The sequence below is a fragment of the Tepidibacter aestuarii genome, from assembly GCF_934924865.1.
GTDB lineage: Bacteria > Bacillota > Clostridia > Peptostreptococcales > Peptostreptococcaceae > Tepidibacter_A > Tepidibacter_A aestuarii.
This window is the reverse complement of record NZ_OW235315.1, coordinates 2236425-2260672: the sequence shown is the minus strand read 5'-3', so window position 1 is coordinate 2260672 and position 24248 is coordinate 2236425. Positions and strand designations below refer to the sequence as shown.

The window sequence follows — 24248 nt, the reverse complement described above, 5'->3', positions numbered from 1 at the left end:
TTGGAAAGAGGACTTTATGTACATGTACCTTTTTGTATAAAAAAGTGCAATTACTGTGATTTTAATTCTTTTAAATTAAACTATGAAGATAAAAAAAATTATATTAAAAGTATAATAACTGAAATGAAACTTTACTCTAAACAATTTGATAAAGATTGTTTTTCAACTGTATTCATAGGAGGAGGAACACCGAGTATCTTAGAAAATGAAGAACTTAAATTGTTAATAGACAATATACATAGTAATTTCAATATATCAGATGATGCTGAAATTAGTATTGAAGCTAATCCTGGGACTTTAACTAAAGAAAAATTAAATACGTTGTATTTATCTGGTGTCAATAGACTTAGTATGGGCCTTCAATCAAGTGATAAAAAACATTTAGCGTCCCTTGGAAGAATACATTCATATGAAGAATTTAAAGAAAACTTTGAGATAGCAAGAAAAATTGGATTTGAAAATATAAATGTAGACTTAATGTTTTCTCTTCCTGATCAAACTTTTGATCAGTGGAAACAAACTCTTAAAGATGTTATAGCTCTAAATCCATCTCATATATCTGCATATTCGCTTATAATAGAGGATGAGACTGTCTTTGGGACATTATATGATGAAGGAAAACTAGAACTGTTAGATGAAGAATTAGATTTGAAAATGTATTATTACACAAGAGATTATTTAAAAGAAAATGGATATAATCAATACGAAATTTCAAATTATGCAAAAGATAAAAAGGAATGTAAGCATAATATATTATACTGGAAGTGCGGTCAGTATTTAGGGCTTGGACCAGGATCTCACTCTTATTTAAATAAAGAGAGATTTTCAAACTACAAGGATATAAAAACATACTGTGAAAAACTAAAAGATTTTGAACTTCCTATAGAACATGTAGAAAAGCTTGATAAACAAGACATGATAGAAGAAAAAATATTTATGGGACTTAGGATGAATGAAGGTATAGACTTGAAAAAATTTAATAAAGAATTTGAAGTTGATTTTATGAAAATGTATAAAACTGAAATGGAATCTTTAAAAAATAAGAATCTTGTAAGGCTTGTTGGTTCTAGATTATGCCTTACAAATGAGGGAATAGATATAAGTAATAAAGTGTTTATAGAATTTTTGGAAAAGTAATCTTGACAAAATGAAATAATAGTGATATTTTAAATGCATAAGGTTTTTAGCACTCAGATGTGGTGAGTGCTAACAGCGAAGAGGTGATTCTTGTGAGTTTAACTGAAAGAAAAAGAAAGATACTTGAGGCAATAATAAGTGATTATATTGAGAATGCTGAAGCTGTAGGATCTAGGACCATATCAAAAAAGTATGAATTAGGAGTGAGTGCAGCTACAATACGAAATGAGATGTCTGATTTAGAAGAGATGGGTTACTTAATTCAGCCTCATACCTCTTCGGGTAGGGTACCATCTGAAAAGGGATATAAACTATATGTAAATAGCTTAATGAAGGAAGATGATTTAACAGATCCAGAAAGACAGTTTATAAAGAAGTCTATAATAAAAAATATGGGTGAAGTTAGATATTTATTAGAAGACACACTGAAACTTCTTTCTAAATTTACTAACTGTACGTCTGTGGCATTAACGCCAAAGGCTAGTGAAAGTAAGATAAAGCATTTGCAAATAGTATATGTTAGTGAAAATAGCATTTTACTCATTATAATAACTGATAAAGGTGCTGTTAAAAATACCTTGATAAAACATAATATGCAAATGAATCAAGAAAAAATTGATATAATCTCTAAAATGTTAAGCGAACATTTTATTGGAAAAACAATGAGTGATTTAGATGAAGACTTTATTAGGTATGTAAATTCTAAGATGCTAAATTATAATAAGGTTTTGGATAACATATTAGATGGGATATATTACAATTTATCTCAAACCGATGATTTAGAGATTTTGCTAAATGGAGTTACCAATATATTCAATTTTCCTGAATTTAATGATATAGTAAAGGCTAAGGCTTTTTTAAATCTATTAGAGGAAAAGCAGACTGTTGCAAATATATTGAACACCAAAGGTATAACTAAAGAACATCTTAATATAGTTATAGGTAGTGACAATTATGATGATATAATAAAAGACTGTAGCGTTATAACAGCTACTTGCGATATAGATGGTGTAGTTATAGGCAAAATAGGGATTATTGGACCTACTAGAATGGATTATTCAAAGATGTGTTCTATAGTCAACTGCGTAGGAGATGTGCTAAAAAATTCTATTAAGAAGAAATTGTAATATAGATTGTTAAGGGGTGAAAGTTTTGAAGGAAAAAGAAATGCCTGAAAATGAATTTGATCAAGAGGTTGAACAAGATGTTGAACAAGATGTTGAACAAACAGAGGAATCTTGTGAAAATATAGATTCTAAAGACAATGAATTACAAGAAGCTAAAGATTCACTACAAAGACTTCAAGCAGATTTTAATAATTATAGAAGAAGAGTAGAAAAGGAAAAAAGTGATATAAGCTTATTTGCAAATGAAAAGATAATAACAGAATTACTTCCAGTTATGGATAATATGCAAAGAGCTCTTGACTCTTCGGCTGATGATGAAAAAGAAAGTGGTATCTACAAAGGTGTAGAACTTGTGTTAAAACAATTAGTAGATACTTTAAATAAGTTTGGAGTAGAAGAAATACAAACAGATGAATGTGATTTTGATCCAAATTATCATTATGCTGTGCTTCAAGATGAAATAGAAGGTGTTGAGCCTAATAAGGTAGTAGATGTATTACAAAGAGGATATAAGTTTACAAATAAAGTTATAAGACCAGCAATGGTTAAAGTATCAAAATAGATATAAATGGAATTTAAAGGAGGATATATATATGAGTAAAGTAATTGGAATTGATTTAGGAACAACTAATTCATGTGTATCAGTGCTTGAGGGAGGAGAACCAACAGTTATAACTAATGCAGAAGGAATGAGAACTACTCCATCTATTGTAGCTTTTGGAAAAGATGGTGAAATAATAGTAGGAGAGCCTGCAAAAAGACAAGCTGTTACTAACCCTGAAAAAACTATAATGTCTATAAAAAGACATATGGGAACTGATTATAAGGTTAATATAGATGGAAAAGATTATAGCCCACAAGAAATTTCAGCTATGGTACTTCAAAAGTTAAAATCTGATGCAGAAGCACACTTAGGAGAAACTGTTAAAGAAGCTGTTATAACTGTTCCAGCTTATTTCACAGATGCTCAAAGACAAGCAACTAAGGATGCAGGTAGAATAGCGGGACTTGAAGTTAAGAGAATTATAAATGAGCCAACTGCTGCAGCTTTAGCATATGGTCTTGATAAAGCTAATGAAGATCAAAAGATATTAGTATTTGACTTAGGTGGAGGTACTTTCGATGTATCTATACTTGAAATTGGAGATGGAGCGTTTGAAGTTTTAGCTACTAACGGAAACAATCACCTAGGTGGAGATGACTTTGATGAAGTAGTAATCAACTATATAGCTGAGGAGTTCAAAAAACAAGAAGGTGTAGATTTAAGAGCTGATAAAATGAGTCTTCAAAGATTAAAAGAAGCTGCTGAAAAGGCTAAAAAAGAGCTTTCAAGTGTTATGACTACAAATATAAACTTGCCGTTCATAACTGCAACAGCTACTGGACCAAAACACTTAAATATGGATCTTTCAAGAGCTAAATTTGAAGAACTTTCATCTAAATTAGTAGAAGATACTATGGAGCCAACAAGAAAAGCATTAGCAGATGCTGGACTTAATCCATCGGATATAGATAAGGTATTATTAGTTGGAGGATCAACTCGTATACCAGCTGTTCAAGAAGGTATCAAGAAGTTTATAGGTAAAGAATCTCATAAAGGAATAAACCCAGATGAATGTGTATCTGTAGGAGCATCAATTCAAGGTGGAGTATTAACTGGAGAAGTTAAAGATTTATTACTTTTAGATGTTACTCCTTTATCTCTTGGAATTGAAACTTTAGGAGGCGTATTAACTAAGATAATAGAAAGAAACACTACTATACCAACTAAGAAATCTCAAGTATTCTCTACGGCTGCTGATAATCAAACTGCTGTTGATATTCACGTTCTTCAAGGTGAAAGATCTATGGCAACTGATAATACTACACTTGGAAGATTCCAATTAACAGATATTCCACCAGCACCAAGAGGAGTACCTCAAGTAGAAGTTACATTTGATATAGATGCAAATGGTATTGTTCATGTTTCAGCTAAGGATATGGGAACAGGTAAAGAGCAAAAGATAACTATTACATCTGATACAAATCTTTCAGAAGAAGAGATAGAAAGAAAAGTTAAAGAAGCAGAGATGAATGCTCAACAAGATAAGGAAAGAAAAGAAAAGATAGAAGCTGTTAATAATGCAGAATCTACTATATATCAAACAGAGAAGACTTTAAATGAATTAGGAGATAAAGTAGGAGCAAATGATAAAGCAGAAATAGAAGCCGCTCTTAAGAATTTAAAAGAAGTTAAAGAAAAGCAAGATGCAACTTCAGAAGAACTTAAAAAAGCTACTGAAGATGTAATGACTAAATTCCATAAGGTTTCTCAAGAAATGTATCAACAAGCAGCTGCTGATCAACAAGCACAAGGAGCTGAAAGTCAAGAAGGTCCTAAGGACGATAATGTTGTTGATGCAGATTATGAAGTTGTTGATGACGAAAAATAATATAAATAGCTTGTGGCAAATAAAGTCACAAGCTATTATTATGATATGGGCGGTGATATAAGTTGAGTAAAAGGGATTACTATGAAGTGCTTGGTGTTGATAAAAGTGCTTCAGACCAGGAGTTGAAAAAAGCATACAGAAAGCTTGCTATGAAATATCATCCAGATAGAAATCCAGACAATAAAGAAGCTGAGGAAAAGTTTAAAGAAGCAAATGAGGCTTATGAGATCCTTTCAGATGCTCAAAAAAGACAAAACTACGATCAGTTTGGGCATGCTGGAGCAAATGGAGGATTTGGAGGCCAAGGCGGATTCGATTTTAATGGATCTGGATTCGGTGGATTTGAAGATATATTTGGAGATATGTTTGGGGACATATTTGGCGGCGGAAGATCAAGAAGAAATGGTCCAGAACGAGGTTCTGATATAAGATATAGAATGACTATTTCTTTTGAGGAAGCTGCATTTGGAACTGAAAAAGAAATTAGTATAAATAGAAGTGAAAATTGTGATGAATGTTCTGGAACAGGAGCAAAACCTGGAACATCTAAAAAGACTTGCTCTACTTGTGGTGGTTCAGGTGAGGTAAAACAAGCTCAAAGAACTCCATTTGGGACTATGATGAATGTTAGACCTTGTCATACTTGTTCAGGTACTGGAAGTATAATTGAAACGCCTTGTACTAAATGTAGTGGTAAAGGTGAGATAAACAAGAAAAAGCAGGTAAATATTAAAATACCTGCAGGAATAGATGATGGTTCTGCAATAAGACTTTCTGGAGAAGGTGAATTAGGCTTAAGAGGAGGTCCAAGAGGAGATTTATACGTTGTAATAGATGTATTACCTCATAAATTGTTTGAAAGAGATGGAAATAATGTATACTGTGAAATGCCTATAACATTTGCACAAGCTGCTCTTGGCGATGAGGTTGAAGTTCCTACTCTTGATGGTAAGGTTAAATACAAGATACCTGAGGGAACTCAAACTGGAACTGTATTTAGACTAAGAGAAAAAGGGGTTCCAAGACTTAGATCAAAAGCAAGGGGAGACCAGTATGTAAAAGTTGTAGTAGAGGTTCCTAAAAGACTTTCAGAAAAGCAAAAAGATATATTAAAGCAATTTGCAAAAGAAAGTGGAGAAGAAGTTCATGAACAACGTAAAAACTTCTTTGATAAAATGAAGGATTTATTTAAATAGAATATAAAATATTAAAAAAGTAGCTATCTAGGTTTCGTGTAAACGAGATTTAGATAGCTACTTTTTTGATTAAGTACATAATTTTTCTTATTGTTCTTGATCTTCATTATTTAAATATGGATATTTACCTCTAGGTGTGAAAGTTGTATGAAGATATTTATGAGATACATCAGATAATGGTTTTCCCAAGAATTCCTCGTAAATTTGATGTATTCTAGGGTTATTATGCGATCTTCTTATATTTTTATTGCTATCAACATTATAAAGCGTATCAGCTCTATTGTGTCTGTAGCTTAAAGATATATACTTATAATCTCTATTTGCAAGAATTGGCTGACCGCCTCCACCTACGCATCCTCCAGGACATGCCATAACTTCCATGTAATCAAATTTTTTCTTTCCTGATTTAAAATCTTCAATAGCTATTCTAGCATTTTTTGTACCGTGAGCTATAGCTATAGTAATAGTCTTATCTCCAATATTTACAGTTCCGTATTTTAAACCACTTTGACCTCTAGCATCTTCATAATCAGGAACAGACATTTCTTTTCCTGTAATTAATTTATGAGCACTTCTAACGGCTGCTTCTAATACTCCACCTGTAGCTCCAAATATCATACCAGCTCCACTGAATTGGTCAAAAGGTTCATCATATTCGCTATCTGATAAATTAGCAAAATCTAGGCCTACTTCTCTAATCATTTTAACTAACTCTCTAGTTGTAAGAACATGATCTACATTCCTAAATCCATCTGAAGTCATCTCCGGGCGTGCAGCTTCGTACTTTTTAGCTGTACAAGGCATTATAGCTACTGTAACTATCTTACTTGGATCTATATTGTATTTTTTAGCATACCAGGTTTTTGTTAATGCACCACACATTTCATGAGGAGATTTAGTAGATGACAGGTTATCTAAAATTTCTGGATAGAAATTTTCTGCGAACTTAACCCAACCAGGGCAACAAGATGAGTATAGAGGAAGCTTTTCGGGTTCATTTAAGAGTCTATCAACTAATTCGCTACCTTCTTCCATTATTGTTAAATCAGCAGTAACATCTGTTGCAAATACTTTATCAAACCCAATCCTTCTAAGTGATGTAACAAGTTTTTTAGTTACAAGTGTACCTACTGGCATATTGAAAGATTCTCCAATTGTTACCTGTATAGAAGGGGCTGTTTGAGCTATAACTATTTTATCGGGATCCGATATAGCCTTCCAAACACTGTTTATTTCTTCTTTTTCAGTCAAAGAACCTGTAGGGCAGGCAAGCACACATTGACCACACATTATACAAGTTACATCCGCTAAATCCTTTTTAAAGGCAGGAGCTATTATAGTGTCAAGACCTCTATTTAAAGGAGAGTATACATCACAATCTTGCATAGTATTACAAGCGGCTATACATCTTCTGCAATGTATACACTTATTATAATCTCTTTGTATAGCTGGATTGTTGTCGTTGAATCCATAATCTTGCATTTGTCCGGTGTAAGGTATGTTTCTAATGCCTAAATTATCTGCTAGGTTTTGAAGCTCACAGTTCAAATTTCTAATACAAGTTAAACATTCTCTATGGTGGTTTGATAACAACAGTGTTATAGCTGATTTTCTAGCTTTTCTAACTTTTTCTGTATTAGTTTTAATCTTTAACCCTTCTCGTACAGGATAAACACAAGAAGCTTGAAGATTATTAATACTCTCTATTTCAACGACACATACTCGACAAGCACCTATTTCGTTTATACCCTTTAGGTAGCATAGACTAGGAATTTCAATACTGAGCATTCTAGCAGCTTCAAGTACAGAGATTCCTTCAGGAACTTCATAATCTATATTGTCTATGGTTATATTGACTATTTTATCTTCGTTATTTTCTTTATTAGTTTTCATAAATTTCACCTGCCTTTATTTTTTATATATTGCATCTACTGGACATTTCGGAATACATGCTCCGCATTTAATACAAGTATCCTGGTGTATAGTGAAAGGAGGTTTTTTTATTTGACCTGAAATAGCAGTTACTGGACATATTTTGGCACAAATTCCACAGGCAATACATTTTTCGTCTGAAATAACGACCTTCAAAAGATTATTACAAACTCCAGCAGGGCAAGTCTTATCTTTTATGTGGGATATAAATTCACCTTCAAAATATTTAAGTGTACTTAAAATAGGGTTAGGTGAAGTTTGACCAAGTCCGCATAAAGAAGCATTTTTTATATCGTATGAAAGTTCTTTTAATATATCTAAATCTTCCATTTCTCCTTTTCCAGCAGTTATTTTATTTAATATTTCTAAAAGGCGTTTTGTACCTATTCTACATGGAATACATTTTCCGCACGATTCTTCTTGAGCAAATTCAAGATAAAATCTAGCAATATCAACCATACAGTCAGACTCATCCATTACTATCATACCGCCAGAACCCATCATAGAACCTATATCAGTTAAAGACTTGAAATCTATTTTTGTATCTAACAATTCACTAGGTATACATCCGCCTGATGGGCCTCCGGTTTGAACAGCTTTAAATTCCTTGTTATGATTAATTCCACCACCAATGTCAAAAATTATTGTATCAAGTGATGTTCCCATAGGTACTTCTATAAGGCCTGTATTATTTATTTGGCCTGCTAATGCGAATACTTTTGTACCCGAACTATCTTCCGTTCCGATATTTGTATACCAAGAAGCACCTTTTAAAAGGATTATAGGAATATTTGCATAAGTTTCAACATTGTTGTTTAAGGTAGGTTTACTCCAAAGTCCAGATTCTGCAGGAAAGGGAGGTCTAGGTTTAGGCTCTCCTCTAAGCCCCATGACTGATTGGATAAGAGCAGTTTCTTCACCACAAACAAATGCTCCAGCACCTAGTCTTATATCTAAATCAAAGTTAAATGATGATCCTAATATATTTTCTCCTAAAAGACCGACTTCTTTTGCTTGCTTTATAGCAATTTTTAACCTTTCAACTGCTATTGGATATTCAGCCCTTACATAGACATATCCTTTATTAGCACCTATACAATATCCTGCTATAATCATTGATTCTATTATGCTGTGAGGATCTCCTTCGAGTATAGATCTATCCATAAAAGCACCGGGATCACCCTCGTCTGCATTACATATTACGTATTTTGAATCATCTTCATAAGAAGCTGCATATTCCCATTTGATACCTGTTGGAAATCCACCACCACCGCGACCTCTTAGTTTTGATTTTTTTATTTCTTCGATTATGTCTTGAGGGGGAGTATTATTTTTAAAAATATTTGTTAAAGCGATATATCCATCCATGGCTATATACTCATTGATATTTTCTGGATCTATAAGACCACAGTTTCTAAGGGCTATTCTAACTTGATGGTTGAAAAAATCTATTTCATCAATAGTTTTTTGAATTTCATCGTTTTTAGGTGAATGATATAAAAGTCTATCTACTAATTTTCCGTTTTGAATATGATCATTAATAATATCGTCTACATCATCAGGAGATACTTGAACATAAAAGGTTCTATCTGGGTGAACTACTAATATTGGACCTAACTTACAAAATCCAAAGCAACCTGTTTTAAATACTTTAACATCTTGTTGTAAATTTCTTTTTCTTATTTCTTTTTCAAGCTTTCGTCTTACTAAATCGCTCTTTGATGATGTACAGCCAGTTCCTGCACAAATTAGTATATGGTGTTTATTTATTTCCTTTTCTATACTTTCACTTTTAAATCTTAGGTTTATAGACTCGAGTTCATTTTCTTTTAACTGATTTAAATCTTCAACAGAATTTAATTTTTTTAAATTCAATAAAATCACCTCCTAATTTAAAGTATTTGAACCTTTATGTTCTTTCATATACTTATAAAGTATAGAAGGAACATCAGCAGGAGACACCCTTCCATGTACCTCATCATTTATAGTTATAACTGGAGCAAGACCGCAAGCACCTATGCATCGTGTAGATTTTAAAGTAAATAATTTATCCATAGTTGTCTCATTGACATCTATATGTAGTTCTTCTTTTATTGCATCTATAATATCTTGAGCTCCTTTTACATAACAAGCAGTTCCAAGACAAACTCCTATAGTATATTTTCCTTGTGGTTCTTGTGAAAATAAAGAATAAAAGCTTACAACACCGTTGATAGTTGAGACTGGTATATCAAGTTCTTGTGAAATATATGTTTGGACTTTTTCTGGTAAATAACCAAAATGCTCTTGTGATTTTTGTAAAATATTAATAAGCACACCTTTTTCACTTTTATATTGATTTATTATTTCGTCTAGTTTCTCAAAATCTTTTTTTTCATCTTCATTTACTCTGATTTTCATAGCTTCACCTACTTTCTATTGATAATAAAATCATAATCTTTAAATCACTTAAGAAATTCAAATGTATTATTTGTAAATTTATGTATACTTATTCGCTTTGACAGAAAAAATTAAAAATAATTGCTAAATTTGGATGAGTTAATTACTGAATTGTATATACAAAGTTATTATTGTTGATAATAATATTATGTTTAGGAGAGAAAAGCTAAGAAAAATATAATACATGATATTTTGTGTAGATTCTTGTCTTAAATTACTGTATAATAATTACTACAGTCAAATTGGAAAAAATAATTATATAAAGGAAGGTATCTTTATGAAGTGGATTGAAGTTACAATAAAAACTACTACGGAAGCAGTTGAAGCGGTTACAAGTATTCTTTATGAGTGTGAAGTGGGCGGTGTAGTAATAGAAGATCCTAATGATTTTTTATTTCAAGATAAAGAAGACATTGCATGGGATTACATAGAAGAAAATGTATTTGATACAGGATATGAAGGGGTTATAATAAAGGCTTACCTTAATGAGCAAAAAAACATTGTTGGTGAAGTTGAAATGATAAGAGAAAAAATCAAGCTTCTTCCAACGTATGGAATAAATATAGGAGAAGGTAGCGTTAATATAACTGAAGTTGATGAGCAGGATTGGGCTAATTCTTGGAAACAATATTATAAGCCTGCTAAAGTTGGAGAAAAAATAGTTGTAAAACCTACATGGGAAGAGTATGAAAAGAACGAAGGCGAGATAGTAATAGAGCTTGACCCAGGTATGGCATTTGGTACGGGAACTCATGAAACTACGACTATGTGTATAAGAGAATTAGAAAAGAGAATAAACAATGAAGATGTAGTATTTGATATAGGATGCGGAAGTGGTATATTATCTATTGCAGCTGCTAAGCTTGGAGCTAAGAAAACTATAGGTGTAGACCTTGATGAGGTTGCTGTTAAGGTTTCTAAAGAAAATGCAGAATTCAATAACGTAGATTCTTCTGTTGAAATAAGATATGGTAACTTAATGAACGTTGTTACTGAAAAAGCAGATATAGTAGTTGCTAACATTATAGCTGATATTATAGCTATACTTGCAAAGGATGTTTCTAATTTCTTAAACGATGATGGATTATTCATATCATCAGGTATAATACTTGATAAAATAGAATTTGTTAAGGCTGCTCTTTTAGAAAATAACTTTGAAATCTTAGAGGTTAATACTATGGGAGAATGGGCAGCAATCGTATCTAAAAAGGGTGAATAATAATGGATAGATTTTTTGTGGATCCTAATAACGTAAATTTAGAACAAAAGGAATGTTTAATACAAGGCGATGATGTAAAACACATATCAAAAGTTTTAAGATGTAGCGTTGGAGAAAAACTTGAAATATGTGATAAAAACAATAATGAATATATATGTGAGATAACAGATATAACAAAAAAAGAAGTATTTTTAAACATAATAGAATCGGTCGATATTCAAAGAGAATGTGATATTAAAATAAAATTGTATCAAGGGCTTCCAAAAGGACAGAAGATGGATCTAATACTTCAGAAGTTGACAGAAGTAGGTGTTAGTGAAATCATACCTGTTATAACGAAGAGAAGTGTTGCAAAACTTGAAGATAAAAAAGATAAAAAAATGCAAAGATGGGAAAGAATAGTTTATGAAGCGGCTAAGCAAAGTAAAAGAGGAGTTATTCCAAAAGTAAAAGGTCCTTTAAGCTTTAAAGAGGCTCTTTTACATATGAAAGAAAATAGTATCAATATAGTTCCATACGAAAAAGAAAATTCCAAATCTATAAAGGACGCAATAAATAAATCTAATATAAGTGCGGTAGGTATATTTATAGGTCCAGAGGGCGGATTTGATGAAGAAGAAATAAATATGCTGCAAGATATAGGCGCGTCGTCTATCAGCTTAGGACCAAGAATACTAAGAACAGAGACTGCTTCAATAGTAGCATCTTCAATAGTTATTTATGAACTATCCCATCTAAAAGGAGATGGTAGTATTGAATAAGGTAGCATTTTATACATTAGGCTGTAAAGTAAATCAATATGAGACAGAAGCTATGACAGAGCTTTTTAAAAAAGCTTCTTATGAAGTTGTAGACCATGAAGAATATGCTGATGTATATGTAATAAATACTTGTACTGTAACTAATATGAGTGATAGAAAATCAAGACAATTTATAAGAAGGTCTAAAAAAATAAATCCTAATTCTATAATTGCAGTTGTAGGTTGCTATTCTCAGGTAGCACCAGAGGAGATACTGGATATAGAAGAAGTGAATGTAGTAATGGGAACTAACGATAGAAAGAAAATAGTAGAAATCATAGAGGGTATAAATAAACAAGATAAGATAAGTACGGTTGATGACATAATGAAGGTTAGAGAGTTTGAGGAAATGCAAATAAAAGAGGTAAGAGGAAAGACTAGAGCATTTTTAAAGATACAAGAGGGATGCGATAGATTTTGCTCTTACTGCATAATTCCTTATGCAAGAGGACCAGTTAGAAGTAGATTGTTAGATAATATATCAAGTGAAGTAAAAGATTTAGCTTCTAATGGTTTTAAAGAAATAGTATTAACAGGTATTCATGTAGCATCTTATGGAAAGGATTTAGGGGATGTTACTATACTTGATGTATTAAAGGAAATTCACAAAATAGATGGAATTGAAAGAATAAGATTAAGCTCTGTTGAACCTCTTTTAATGAGTGATGAATTCATAGATGAGATAGCGTCTATGGAAAAAATATGTCCGCATTTCCATTTGTCTCTTCAAAGTGGATGCGATGAAACTCTGAAAAGAATGAATAGAAAATATAATACAAATCAGTATAGAAGTATTGTAAAGAATCTTAGAGAAAAAATAAAACATGTAGCTATAACTACAGATGTAATAGTAGGATTCCCTGGAGAAGGTGATGATGAATTTGAGACAACATATGAATTTTTAAAAGAAATAGAACTTTCTCAAATGCATGTATTTAAATACTCTCCTAGAAAAGGAACTCCAGCGGCTAGTATGAAGGACCAAATAGATCCTAAGGTTAAGCAGACAAGAAGTGAAAAACTTATGAACTTATCCAATGAGAATAACAAAAAATTCATGGAAAGGTTTTTAAATGATACTGTAACAGTATTGTTTGAAACGAAGCTTCAAAATGGATATTATGAAGGTTTAACTTCTAATTACATTAGAGTATTAGTTAAAACAGATGACAATATAGAGGGAAAAATATTGAATGTGAATTTAATTAGTATAAAAGATGTATTCATAGAAGGAATTTTAGCTTAATATAGAGTATATAATATTTAGATTACATTATGGAGGTGTACACTTTGGAAAACTGTATATTTTGTAAAATAATAAATGGAGAAATACCATCAAATAAAGTATATGAAGATGAAAAGGTATTAGCTTTTAAAGATATAAATCCTATAGCTCCTGTGCATATATTAGTGATACCTAAAAAGCATTATGAATCTATAATTGATATACAAGATGATGAAATGGATATAGTAGCTCATATTCACAAGACTATAAATAAAATTGCCGATGATATGAATTTTAAAGAAGATGGATTTAGAATAATAAATAACTGTGGAGAAAATGCAGGTCAAGAAGTCAAACATATTCATTATCATATAATTGCTGGAAAAACTTTAAATTGGCCATAAAGTGAAACTTAATTCAGATGGAATTATAGAATTTTTAGCTTTTAGATAAGCCTATATCATATATTAATAAGTTTATTAAAAATTAATTTTCATAGTTGGTATATATGACTAAAAAGTACTTGAAAAAAATGAGGAAATGGTTTATAATAACTTGGTATGGTATTAAAACCCTGTAGTAAGCCAAGTTTATGATCGTAGCTATAGTTATAGCAGGATTGCTGGTATTGGAGGGAGGGAAGAAGAATGTCAGAAATAAAAGTAAGAGATAACGAAACTTTAGATAGTGCTCTTAAGAGATTTAAGCGCCAATGTGCTGTATCTGGAATAATGTCTGAAGTTAGAAAAAGAGAGCATTACGATAAGCCAAGCGTAAAGCGTAAGAAAAAGTCTGAAGCTGCTAAGAGAAAAGCTAGCAAGAGAAGATAGTGAATAAGAGGTGGAGAAGATGTCTCTTAAGGCAAAATTAATGGATGATTTGAAGCTTGCTATGAAGGAAAAAAATCAAGTGAAAAAATCTGTTGTAACTCTTATAAGAGCTGCTGTTAAGCAGTATGAAGTGGATAATAGAGTTGAACTTGATGAGCAAGGTGTACTTGATATTGTTGTTAAGCAAATGAAACAAAGAAAAGATGCACTTGAAGAATTCACAAAAGCAGGTAGAGAAGATCTTATATCTCAAACACAAGAAGAAATGGAAATACTTAAAGATTACTTACCAGCTCAGTTAAGTGAGGAAGAGATAGAAGCTATAGTAGTAGATACTATAAAGGAAATCGGAGCTTCTTCAAAGAAAGAGATGGGAAAAGTAATGTCAGCCCTTATGCCTAAGGTAAAAGGAAAAGCTGACGGAAAAATTGTAAATGAATTAGTTAAAAAACACTTACAATAGATTTAAAAGACTAAAGCGAATGCTTTAGTCTTTTTATTTTGCATAAAAACAACGTATAAAGGTTTTGCATTGTTCATATAAATATATAAGAAAGGGTGGTGTATATGATAATAGATTTGAGGAACATAAAAAAGCTTACAATAAGCATCTTAATACCTCTTTTAGTAGGGGCTTTAAGTGGGTACATAACTAAGAATTCTATGGAATTATATAGTGATTTAATTAAACCTTCGTTCGCTCCTCCTGGTGAAATATTTGGAATAGTATGGCCTATTTTATACGTACTTATGGGAATTGCTTCTTATAGAGTATGGAAATATGGATATAACAGAAACGAAGTCAAAAGTGCACTTACGTTCTATGCTATACAACTTATATTGAATTTTATGTGGCCAATAATTTACTTTAACTTAGGACTTAGAGGAGTTGCTTTAATACTTATAATATTACTTTTACTATTTGTTATTATAACCACTATAAAGTTTTATAAAATAGATAAGGTTGCAGGATATTTGATGATACCTTATGTAGCTTGGCTTATGTTCGCAACTATCTTAAATTATTATACATGGGTTTTAAATAAGTAAGAATCCCAATTTATTGGGATTTTTATTTATTCACAAGGATATATGAGCACATATAGAGAAATATTATATAGGTTAAACTTAAAAAGGGGAGAGAGATCAGTGATAGAGTCACAGTTTTTGATTGAGGATGCTATACATATGTTTTTAAGTAATCAAAGGCAAAAACTAGATGAAATTATGATAATATTAATCAAGTATAGATTAAACAAAGAAGCTGAAGATTATAAAAGAATATATAGATTTTTTCATAATATAAAAGGTACTGCTGCTATGTTTGAATTGAATGAGTTGTCTGATATAGCGGAAAGATATGAGTCCTATTTAGAAGATTATAAAGGAGATTTATGTAATGACTATTTTGGGGAAATATTAAATGGGTTATCATGTATTTATAAAGAAATCTCTTGTCTTAAAGAGAAACGATGTTGTGATGATTGTAATAAGGATATAGAAAATAACATAAAAGAAGGTAGCAAGAATAAGACAATACTAATAGTAGATGATGATATGGATTTGCTGTCATTATTAGAAAATGTTCTGAAAAAACAGGGGTATAATGTAGTTAAATCTTTAGGTGCTAAAGATGTTATTCTTATACTAAAGAATCAAAACATTGATATGATGATATTAGATATTATAATGCCGGATAAAAATGGATTTGAGATATTAAACCAAATTAAAAAAGAAAATATAAATATTCCTATAATATTTTTAACTGCTAAAAATGTAGCTAGAGATAGAATAAGAGCTTTAAAAGAAGGCGTGGAGGCTTATATAACTAAGCCATTTCAGGTTGAAGAATTAATTGTTACAATAGAAAATATATTAAAAAAAGTTGATCACTATAACGTAAAAATAAGTAAGGATAATCTTACTGGAGTATATAATAAAGATTTCTTTAATAAAAATATTAAAAATATAGAGAACAACTTGAAATATAATGAAAGTATATCAATAGCCTTTATAGATTTTGATTATTTTAAAAGTATAAATGATAAATATGGTCACTTAGCTGGGGATTATGTATTGACTATACTTGTAAATGAGCTTAAAGAGTCTCTTAGAGGAGATGATGAGATATATCGTTTTGGAGGGGATGAGTTTTTAATTTTATTTAAGAATTTATCAAAGAAACAAGTTTGCTGTGTGATGCAAAGGTGCTTGGATAATATAATTAAAAAAAATATTAATTACCGAGGAAATAATATAAAAATATCTTTTAGTGCAGGAATAACAACTACTGCTAAAAATGAATCTATACAGGAGGCTCTTGATCGTGCTGATAAAGCTTTGTATATTTCAAAAGATGAGGGAAGGGGAAAGATAACTTATTTAGAGAAGGAATATACTAAGAAAAAAGTATTGTTAATAGATGATTCTAATATGATAGTTAGAATTATCAAGGATAGACTTATGAAAAATTATGATATAGAATATAGCAATGATGGAAAGGATGGAATAAAAATTTATGAAAGCTTCAAGCCTGATTTAGTAATAACAGACTATATGCTTCCTGGTATGGATGGTTGTGAGATATGCGACTATATAAAGAATACTAGAAAAGACAAATATACAAAGGTTGTTATATTGAGCTGTAACGGTAAACAGGAAGATATAGACGAGTGCTTTGAAAAGGGAGCCGACGATTATATAATAAAACCATTTTGTCTATCTGATTTGGAAAATAGAGTCAATAAAATACTTAATGGATAAGAAGGTGAAATTTTGAAAAATATAAGTAAATCAATACTAATTTTATTTATGATGATGTTGATGTTACCATATAAAGGATTTGCTGATTCTCAAAATATAATATACAAAATCGATGTTAACGGTGAAGTTAATAAGGGTATGTATCATTATATCAAAGAGTCAATAGATGAAGCTAATAAAGAAAATGCAGATTATATACTTCTTGATATAGATACTTATGGTGGGCGTGTAGATTCAGCAGTTGATATAAGCGATATTATAATAGAGCAAGACACACCTACTATAGCTTATATAAATAAAAAGGCAGAATCTGCAGGAGTATTGATATCTATATCTTGTGATTATATATATATGAATAATTATTCTACAATAGGTTCTGCTGAAACTATACCTAATACAGAAAAAAATATATCATATTGGACATCACAACTTAAAGCCGTAGCTGAGCAAAAGGGAAGAAATCCTGAAATTGTGGCTGCCATGGCGGATAAGGATATAAAGATAGAAAAATTAGTGGATAAAGGAAAGTTATTAAATTTAACTACTAAAAAAGCTCATGAAATAGGATTTATAGATGGTATAGCCTCTTCAATGAAGCAAATTTATACTGATTTGAATATAGAAAATTATGTTCAAAAAGATGCAAATATTAAGATTATGGGTATTTTTAGAAACTTAATAACATCTAGTTATGTAGCACCTCTTTTATTATCTTTAGGATTTATAGGAATGATATTAGAAATTTTGACACCAGGATTTGGATTTGGTGGTATAATAAGTATTGTTGGATTTTCTTTATTCTTTTTAGGATCTGTATATACAGGAAATTCTACAACGACAACTGTATTTGTATTTGGAATAGGTATTATTCTACTTGTAATAGAAGCTATGGCTCCAGGATTTGGGATATTTGGAACAATTGGAATAGGAAGTATTATATTTAGTATAATTATGGCGTCTAGTAATATGGTTCAAGCTTTTTTAAGTATAATGATTTCACTTATAGTTAGTGTGGTTGCGCTAATCTATATACTAAAAAAACTTCCTAAGAGAAAAATGTATAAGACTTTATTTCTCAACACTACACTTGATGCTGAAAAAGGATACATTCCATCAAAGGATAATAGAATCTATTTAAACAAAGAAGGAATAACTATTTCATATTTAAGACCATCTGGCAAAATTGAGATAGATGGTGAAATACTGGATGTAATAACAGAGGGAATATTTATTGGAGTTGGACAAAAGGTAAGAGTAGTGAAAATTGAGTCAAACAAAATAATAGTTAGACACATTAAGGAGGGTTAAGATTATGATAGGACCTATAATAGGAATAGCTTTAATAGTTATACTTGTAGTTTTATTTTTTAGTTTTATACCAGTTGGACTTTGGATTACAGCTTTATTCTCAGGAGTTAAGATATCTATTTTAACACTTGTTGGAATGAGATTTAGAAGAGTTTCACCTGCTAGAATTGTAAATCCAATGATAAAGGCTACAAAAGCAGGGCTAGATCTTGGAATAGATAAGCTTGAGGCTCATTATCTAGCTGGAGGAGATGTTAATTCTGTTGTAGATGCTTTAATTGCTGCTCAAAGAGCTAATATAAATCTTGAGTTTGAACAAGCGGCAGCTATAGATCTTGCTGGTAGAGATGTACTTGAGGCTGTTCAAGTTAGTGTAAATCCTAAAGTTATAGAAACTCCAAAAATTGCAGCAATGGCAAAGGATGGTATAGAAGTTATAGCAAGAGCAAGAGTTACTGTAAGAGCAAATATTGAAAGATTAGTTGGAGGAGCAGGAGAAGAGACTATAATAGCTAGAGTTGGAGAAGGTATAGTTACAACTGTAGGTTCATCTGTTAATCATAAGGCAGTTCTTGAAAATCCAGATTCTATTTCTCAGAGAGTATTAGAAAAAGGTCTTGATTCTGGAACGGCATTTGAAATACTATCTATAGATATAGCTGATGTTGATGTTGGAAGAAATATAGGAGCACAACTTCAAACAGATCAAGCTGAGGCTGATAAAAAGATAGCACAAGCAAAAGCTGAGGAAAGAAGAGCAATGGCAATAGCAAAAGAGCAAGAAATGAAGGCTATGGTTGAGGAAATGAGAGCTAAGGTTGTTGAATCAGAGGCTAAAATTCCATTAGCTATATCAGAGGCATTCAAAAATGGAAATTTAGGTGTTATGGATTATTATAACCTTAAAAACGTTATGGCTGATACAGATATGAGAGAGTCTATATCAAAAGTAGGTTCTAATAAATCTAATATGAAGTCTGATAAATAAGGTGTGATAATATGGAAGGTATATTAATACCGGCTATTATATATGTGTTAAGCATAGTATTTAAATCTTTTATTAAAGAAGATGATGATGAAAATACTGAAAGTAAAAAAGAAGGTTCTTTATTGAAAACTGTAAATAATACAGTTAAAAAAATAGAGACTAATTTAAATGAATTAAGTTATAATTACAAGAAACAAAAACATATAGAAGGCTCTAAAGAAAAATATATAGATAAAGAACCTAAAAAAAATGTAGATGAAGATATATCTTCTATATTTACAGAAGATGCTGAAGCCAAACAAGATTCAAGAAACTTATACTATGATATTGATCAGGAAGAAAATATAAATAAAGATTATGATAAAAACATTAAAAATAAAGATTCAGATGAAGTGTTTGATCTTTTTTCAGACTCAAATGACTTGATAAAGGCGATTATTATGTCTGAAATATTAGATAAACCAAAAAGTATGAGAAGATAAAAAATTATATAAGTTTCTACTTAATATAAAAAAGCTATCTCAAAATAGACATTAATTTCTATTTTGAGATAGCTTTTTATATGTTAAGGGATTATAAAATTTCAGGTCTGTAGATAGTATTGACAGAAGAACTATACTTACAATTATTTTAAACGACAGAGTCGTGAGACTTGTTGGAGCCATGAGTCAGTGCGTAGCAACTAGACGAGTTTTTTATATATGTGATAATTAGCACATATAATTATTTTTAACAATGATATAATAAACCTTAAAAAATGAGTTTATAAAATACGGAGGAAGATAAGATGAAAAAAATTGCTATATATGTATGTGGAGAAGTTTCAAAAAAATGTACTGCAAATGGATGTTTAAGAACATTTAATCAAAATGAAGATTCTTTTAAAAGATATGAAGAAGTTGGATGTCAGCTAGTTTGTTTTAATAATTGTAATGGATGTGATGAAAATCCAGTCGAAAGTCTTAAAGTAAAAATAGAAAAGCTTAAAAAAGCAGATGTAGATACAATACATTTATCTACATGTATAAGAGGTAGGTGTGAACACTACGAAGAATTTGCCAAAGAGTTTGCTAAATATTTTGATGTTATTGGGTATACACATGGTTCAGCCAATGGGAAAAAGAATAATAATATAAATATAAATAAATATACTTGTTCAGAGTAAAAACTATTTTTAATAAGAATTAGAAGTAGTTGATTTTTAAAATTAATTGCCATGTATAAAAATAATTATTTTAATAATAATAATATTAAAAGTTATTATCTAAAAGGAATTGTTTGTATGCCGTTTATATTAAAACCTATTCTACTTTATATCGTTGCAGTGGTTTTGATTAGAATAACCGGTAGGCGATCAATTGCCCAGATGACTATTTCTCAAACGATCTTAATGATTTCGTTGGGGAATATAATCGCTGAACCTTTTGCAGACAAAGATATAAAAAAACTATAACTGTATCTATTATTTTCACTATTTTATTGATATTATTTGAAGTTGCAGAGTATTATTTTAAAGGGTTTGAAAAACTTTTAGGTGGAAAAGAAAAAGTTATTTTTAACTATGGAGTTATTAATGAAAAGAATATGAAAAAGCTAAAACTTACGAATGATGAGTTATACTCTAGATTGAGACAAAAAGGGATTAATAAGATTGAAGATGTAAAGAAAGCTATATTAGAGCCAAACGGATAATTAGGTTATGAATTAATAAAAGGTTCTGAGCCTATTACAGTTGGAAACATGGAGTTTATATTAAATAAAATTATTAATAAACAAAATGGTTCTTCGAAATATATAAATTTAGTTGATGATTTGAAAAAGAAAGATCAATAATCTTGTTAATTTGTAATAAAGAGGGGTGCTATCTTAAAATGATTTTTAAAAGTCATTTTGAGATAGCACCTTTTTGATTTTGTAATATAGTTTCATTAGAAACTATATTGGGATATAATGCAATTAGTTAGTTAAAAAGATAATACAAGAAGAAGCAGGAGCTTATATAATATAATTTAATGAACTTTTATATGATAAAGGGGTGAGTTAGGTGGTTGATAAAGAGTACCTATTGGATACGAATGTAGTTATAAAAATATGGAATGAATATCCTTGCTTGTTTCAAGCTATAGAAAGACATGAGGGAATTGATTTTAAGATTTATCACCATATAGCTGCAGAATTGTCTATAAAAGAATCTCGACAATTTAATGGAGTTTCAGTACTTACAGATAGGTTTATAAAATTATTGGGACATATAATTAATGAGGATGTAGTTAGGCTTGCACAAATTCATAAACCTAATATTTGTATCAAGTATGATTCGAATAAACACATATATTCTATAAATGCTAATAAACTTTCTATAAATGACTACAGCCTTATTCGCATTTGTGAAAATCATAAACAATATACACTGGTTACCCAAGATAAAAAGATAATAAATAGTGCAAAAATTATATTAGACCCTTCTAGAGTGTTGACTTTTAATGAATTTCTGTGTGATTTAAAGAAGTTCAATGTGTTATAAAGTGAAACTTAATTCGGATGGAGTCTTAGAGTTTTTAGCTTTCGGATAAAAATAAACTAAATATTACTTCATAATAGATTGTAACCTAGTTGTAACTATCTATTGTAATAAATAAGTTATTATATAGTTAAGCAAAGGGGTAGGAAATAAAAAGCACAGCGTTATAAACTATAGATAATTTAATGGGAGGTTAATAAAATGAAATTAAACAAATTATTATTATCATTGGTATTAGCAACTAGTATTACTGTTGTAGGATGTGGAGTTAAGGAAGAACCAATTGACAATGTACAAAAAGAGGAACAAACTCAAAATGAACAAATTACTTTAGATTATGATATAACAAAAGAAGTATTAGAGGTGAAAGATAAAAATACAAAAATATTTTATCCTCAAATAAAGGGTTACCCAGGTGAACTTTTAATGGATTATATGAACCAAAGTCTTATAAAAACTGCTGATTTATATGGTAATGAAGATCCTTATACTGATGTACAGATAGACTATGAAATCACAAAAATGGATAATAATATACTAAGTGTATTATTTATAGGTACAGGTAAAATACAAGGCCATGGAGATATAAATATTAAGCACAGTGTAAACCTTGATATAAAAACTTCAAATGAAATTAATTATAATAATTTAGTTAAAGATAACGATGGCGTAATTAAAATATTAAACGAAAAGGCTAAAGAAAAAGGGCTAGAATCAGTTGAAGCAGAAGGAATACGTGTATACTTTGAAGAAGAAAATGTAGTGTTCTATTATATGCCTTTAGATGATAGTGCAAAAGAATTTATTGAGTTAAGCATTCCAATGAATGAATTAGAAGGATTGTTAAATGCTGAATTTGGAGAAATGCCAGTAAGTTAAAATATGAACTTATAAAAAAGGGTGATTAATTAATCACCCTTTTTTACTCTATAGGAAATTATTATATTTTGTTTTGTGGATAACTTGTCATAAAAGTTATACTTTCAACTATTTTGAGCAACGGAGCCCATAGGAATTCGTTGGCGATATGAGTCAGTGCGTAGTGACTAGACGAATTTTTTTATACATCCCATATTTTTAGCTTTCTTAAGAAATAAAGAGCAATCAATTGAGCGCTTCCTATAAAAAGTAAAAAGTAATTAAGTGCTCTATCATTTTTTATAAAAGTTAAAAAGATCATTAATGAGGTTGTACTTATTATTCTTCCTGTATTAAGAGCAATATCTCTGTTTATAATATATTCTATTCTCATATTATTTTCATGATGCTGGTCTAGTACATTAAAAGTAGCAGATGTCATAGGTACATAAAAAAATGGCAGAGATATTGCATCTAGTATAATAAAGAATAATATAGAATAATAGTTGATTTTGAAAACTAGTCCTAAAACTGAAATAAACATTAATATTGTGCCTATATGCAGGGCAAACATTCTTCGTTTAGGCTTTATAAACTTTTGTTCTAATATATAAGATGATGATGAAATTAAATATGAAATAAAAAAGAGTTTCCCTAGTTCCATTTCACTTCCTGTTGTTTTATAGATTAGTATATTAAGCAAAAATAGTATTACAACATCTCTTAGACCCCAAGCAATTGTACTTTTTCTTAAATTATTCCAATCAGAATTATTACTACCTATTATTTTTTTAAAATCTAGTTTTTCTCCATAGTGCTGTGAGCGAAGTAATAAACTAATAAGTATTAAAATAACAAAGAATATTAATGAAAGGAAAAATACTATCATATATCCTTTTGTATTATTACTTCTATCAATAATATAAGCTGCTGCAAAAGGAGCAATAGCAGCCGGTATACCCGCTATAAAACCATGATATCCATTAAAAGTATCTCGATTATTAGTAGATGTAAAATCAAAACTTAGAACATCAAAAGCAAGCCAGTAAAATCCTCCTGCTACTCCGAATAATATGCCGAGAGGGTAAATATATTTTATAATATTATCTTTTATTAAAATAATGAGAATAAAAAATAATATATAAAAAACAATTCCAATTCTCAGAGCCCATATTCCATTCTTTTTTTTTGATAGCCATCCTCCTATAGTAAAAGCAATTGGTAAAAATATATATTGAATTAGATTATACTGTGAAATCATGATGAAATCATTTGATTTTTTCCATAAGAATATATTTACAAAAACATTAGATAAACCTTTGGCAAGTGTAAATAATCCACTAATTATTAATAGGATTTTTGCTTCTTTTGACATTTATACCTCCAAAAATACAAGTATTTTAAATTTATTTATTGTTTTATTGTTTTCAATTAGCATGAAAATTATAATGGCAAAAAAACTCATTTTTATCT

The 24248-nt window shown here is 30.1% G+C and carries 24 protein-coding genes; 20 read left to right on the top strand and 4 right to left on the bottom strand.

The window, feature by feature from the left end:
• From hemW to dnaJ, 5 genes are all read left to right on the top strand, one after another.
• Nucleotides 1–1137 carry a radical SAM family heme chaperone HemW gene (gene hemW, locus M2214_RS11180; RefSeq protein WP_248477978.1) on the top strand — a complete coding sequence of 379 codons (1137 nt, stop codon included), beginning with the start codon at nucleotides 1–3 and terminating at the stop codon, nucleotides 1135–1137.
• Between the two features lie 92 nt (nucleotides 1138–1229).
• Complete coding sequence (gene hrcA, locus M2214_RS11175; RefSeq protein WP_248477975.1) at nucleotides 1230–2264, top strand: heat-inducible transcriptional repressor HrcA; 1035 nt, start codon at nucleotides 1230–1232, stop codon at nucleotides 2262–2264.
• Nucleotides 2265–2280: 16 nt separating this feature from the next.
• Complete coding sequence (gene grpE / locus M2214_RS11170; RefSeq protein ID WP_408648291.1) at nucleotides 2281–2826, top strand: nucleotide exchange factor GrpE; 546 nt, start codon at nucleotides 2281–2283, stop codon at nucleotides 2824–2826.
• Between the two features lie 31 nt (nucleotides 2827–2857).
• The gene (dnaK, locus tag M2214_RS11165) at nucleotides 2858–4696 is read left to right on the top strand and encodes a molecular chaperone DnaK (protein WP_248477963.1); all 1839 of its coding nucleotides are present in this window, start codon (nucleotides 2858–2860) and stop codon (nucleotides 4694–4696) included.
• A gap of 62 nt (nucleotides 4697–4758) precedes the next feature.
• Nucleotides 4759–5892 carry a molecular chaperone DnaJ gene (gene dnaJ / locus M2214_RS11160; RefSeq protein ID WP_248477961.1) on the top strand — a complete coding sequence of 378 codons (1134 nt, stop codon included), beginning with the start codon at nucleotides 4759–4761 and terminating at the stop codon, nucleotides 5890–5892.
• 87 nt (nucleotides 5893–5979) lie between these two features.
• On the opposite strand, the gene M2214_RS11155 is transcribed toward dnaJ, so the two are convergent.
• From M2214_RS11155 to M2214_RS11145, 3 genes are read right to left on the bottom strand one after another with little or no spacing between them, the layout of a single operon-like run.
• Nucleotides 5980–7785: an NADH-dependent [FeFe] hydrogenase, group A6 gene (locus M2214_RS11155; protein WP_248477946.1), complete on the bottom strand. Its 1806-nt coding sequence runs from the start codon at nucleotides 7783–7785 to the stop codon at nucleotides 5980–5982.
• Nucleotides 7786–7800: 15 nt separating this feature from the next.
• Nucleotides 7801–9699, bottom strand: coding sequence for an NADH-quinone oxidoreductase subunit NuoF (locus M2214_RS11150; protein ID WP_330651491.1), 1899 nt, complete (start codon nucleotides 9697–9699; stop codon nucleotides 7801–7803).
• A gap of 12 nt (nucleotides 9700–9711) precedes the next feature.
• Nucleotides 9712–10224, bottom strand: a complete 513-nt coding sequence (locus M2214_RS11145; RefSeq protein ID WP_248477938.1) for an NADH-quinone oxidoreductase subunit NuoE family protein — start codon at nucleotides 10222–10224, stop codon at nucleotides 9712–9714.
• A 316-nt stretch (nucleotides 10225–10540) separates the two neighbouring features.
• Here M2214_RS11145 and prmA point away from each other — a divergent pair, with 316 nt between their 5' ends.
• From prmA to M2214_RS11070, 15 genes are all read left to right on the top strand, one after another.
• Nucleotides 10541–11482, top strand: coding sequence for a 50S ribosomal protein L11 methyltransferase (gene prmA / locus M2214_RS11140; protein WP_248477935.1), 942 nt, complete (start codon nucleotides 10541–10543; stop codon nucleotides 11480–11482).
• A 2-nt stretch (nucleotides 11483–11484) separates the two neighbouring features.
• The gene (locus M2214_RS11135; RefSeq protein WP_248477933.1) at nucleotides 11485–12243 is read left to right on the top strand and encodes a 16S rRNA (uracil(1498)-N(3))-methyltransferase; all 759 of its coding nucleotides are present in this window, start codon (nucleotides 11485–11487) and stop codon (nucleotides 12241–12243) included.
• Nucleotides 12236–13528, top strand: coding sequence for a tRNA (N(6)-L-threonylcarbamoyladenosine(37)-C(2))-methylthiotransferase MtaB (gene mtaB, locus M2214_RS11130; RefSeq protein WP_248477931.1), 1293 nt, complete (start codon nucleotides 12236–12238; stop codon nucleotides 13526–13528). Before M2214_RS11135 ends, mtaB begins: the two co-directional genes overlap by 8 nt.
• Nucleotides 13529–13557: 29 nt before the next feature.
• Complete coding sequence (locus M2214_RS11125) at nucleotides 13558–13911, top strand: histidine triad nucleotide-binding protein (protein ID WP_248477923.1); 354 nt, start codon at nucleotides 13558–13560, stop codon at nucleotides 13909–13911.
• A 243-nt stretch (nucleotides 13912–14154) separates the two neighbouring features.
• Nucleotides 14155–14337, top strand: a complete 183-nt coding sequence (rpsU, locus tag M2214_RS11120) for a 30S ribosomal protein S21 (RefSeq protein ID WP_248477915.1) — start codon at nucleotides 14155–14157, stop codon at nucleotides 14335–14337.
• A 19-nt stretch (nucleotides 14338–14356) separates the two neighbouring features.
• Entirely contained in the window at nucleotides 14357–14800 is a 444-nt protein-coding gene (locus M2214_RS11115) for a GatB/YqeY domain-containing protein (RefSeq protein WP_248477913.1), read from the top strand.
• Nucleotides 14801–14904: 104 nt separating this feature from the next.
• Entirely contained in the window at nucleotides 14905–15387 is a 483-nt protein-coding gene (locus M2214_RS11110; protein WP_248477911.1) for a TspO/MBR family protein, read from the top strand.
• A 99-nt stretch (nucleotides 15388–15486) separates the two neighbouring features.
• Entirely contained in the window at nucleotides 15487–17100 is a 1614-nt protein-coding gene (locus M2214_RS11105) for a response regulator (protein WP_248477909.1), read from the top strand.
• Nucleotides 17101–17112: 12 nt separating this feature from the next.
• Nucleotides 17113–18408 (top strand): NfeD family protein, encoded by a 1296-nt coding sequence (locus M2214_RS11100; RefSeq protein WP_248477907.1) that lies wholly within the window; start codon nucleotides 17113–17115, stop codon nucleotides 18406–18408.
• A gap of 4 nt (nucleotides 18409–18412) precedes the next feature.
• Nucleotides 18413–19396, top strand: a complete 984-nt coding sequence (floA, locus tag M2214_RS11095) for a flotillin-like protein FloA (protein WP_248477898.1) — start codon at nucleotides 18413–18415, stop codon at nucleotides 19394–19396.
• An 11-nt stretch (nucleotides 19397–19407) separates the two neighbouring features.
• The gene (locus M2214_RS11090; protein ID WP_248477888.1) at nucleotides 19408–19878 is read left to right on the top strand and encodes a hypothetical protein; all 471 of its coding nucleotides are present in this window, start codon (nucleotides 19408–19410) and stop codon (nucleotides 19876–19878) included.
• Between the two features lie 305 nt (nucleotides 19879–20183).
• Nucleotides 20184–20561 (top strand): CGGC domain-containing protein, encoded by a 378-nt coding sequence (locus M2214_RS11085; RefSeq protein ID WP_248477886.1) that lies wholly within the window; start codon nucleotides 20184–20186, stop codon nucleotides 20559–20561.
• Nucleotides 20562–20875: 314 nt separating this feature from the next.
• Nucleotides 20876–21088, top strand: a complete 213-nt coding sequence (locus tag M2214_RS11080) for a YetF domain-containing protein (protein WP_248477884.1) — start codon at nucleotides 20876–20878, stop codon at nucleotides 21086–21088.
• Between the two features lie 352 nt (nucleotides 21089–21440).
• Nucleotides 21441–21920 carry a PIN domain-containing protein gene (locus M2214_RS11075; protein ID WP_248477875.1) on the top strand — a complete coding sequence of 160 codons (480 nt, stop codon included), beginning with the start codon at nucleotides 21441–21443 and terminating at the stop codon, nucleotides 21918–21920.
• Between the two features lie 198 nt (nucleotides 21921–22118).
• Nucleotides 22119–22796 (top strand): hypothetical protein, encoded by a 678-nt coding sequence (locus M2214_RS11070; protein WP_248477873.1) that lies wholly within the window; start codon nucleotides 22119–22121, stop codon nucleotides 22794–22796.
• A gap of 181 nt (nucleotides 22797–22977) precedes the next feature.
• On the opposite strand, the gene M2214_RS11065 is transcribed toward M2214_RS11070, so the two are convergent.
• Complete coding sequence (locus M2214_RS11065; RefSeq protein WP_248477871.1) at nucleotides 22978–24150, bottom strand: MFS transporter; 1173 nt, start codon at nucleotides 24148–24150, stop codon at nucleotides 22978–22980.
• Between the last annotated feature and the right edge of the window lie 98 nt (nucleotides 24151–24248).

Coding starts and splice junctions, on each gene's coding strand:
- dnaK (WP_248477963.1), top strand. CDS start 2,858: ATGAGTAAAGTAATTGGAATTGATTTAGGAACAACTAATTCATGTGTA.
- M2214_RS11155 (WP_248477946.1), bottom strand. CDS start 7,785: ATGAAAACTAATAAAGAAAATAACGAAGATAAAATAGTCAATATAACC.
- M2214_RS11145 (WP_248477938.1), bottom strand. CDS start 10,224: ATGAAAATCAGAGTAAATGAAGATGAAAAAAAAGATTTTGAGAAACTA.
- prmA (WP_248477935.1), top strand. CDS start 10,541: ATGAAGTGGATTGAAGTTACAATAAAAACTACTACGGAAGCAGTTGAA.
- M2214_RS11135 (WP_248477933.1), top strand. CDS start 11,485: ATGGATAGATTTTTTGTGGATCCTAATAACGTAAATTTAGAACAAAAG.
- M2214_RS11125 (WP_248477923.1), top strand. CDS start 13,558: ATGGAGGTGTACACTTTGGAAAACTGTATATTTTGTAAAATAATAAAT.
- rpsU (WP_248477915.1), top strand. CDS start 14,155: ATGTCAGAAATAAAAGTAAGAGATAACGAAACTTTAGATAGTGCTCTT.
- M2214_RS11115 (WP_248477913.1), top strand. CDS start 14,357: ATGTCTCTTAAGGCAAAATTAATGGATGATTTGAAGCTTGCTATGAAG.
- M2214_RS11110 (WP_248477911.1), top strand. CDS start 14,905: ATGATAATAGATTTGAGGAACATAAAAAAGCTTACAATAAGCATCTTA.
- floA (WP_248477898.1), top strand. CDS start 18,413: ATGATAGGACCTATAATAGGAATAGCTTTAATAGTTATACTTGTAGTT.
- M2214_RS11090 (WP_248477888.1), top strand. CDS start 19,408: ATGGAAGGTATATTAATACCGGCTATTATATATGTGTTAAGCATAGTA.
- M2214_RS11085 (WP_248477886.1), top strand. CDS start 20,184: ATGAAAAAAATTGCTATATATGTATGTGGAGAAGTTTCAAAAAAATGT.
- M2214_RS11070 (WP_248477873.1), top strand. CDS start 22,119: ATGAAATTAAACAAATTATTATTATCATTGGTATTAGCAACTAGTATT.
- M2214_RS11065 (WP_248477871.1), bottom strand. CDS start 24,150: ATGTCAAAAGAAGCAAAAATCCTATTAATAATTAGTGGATTATTTACA.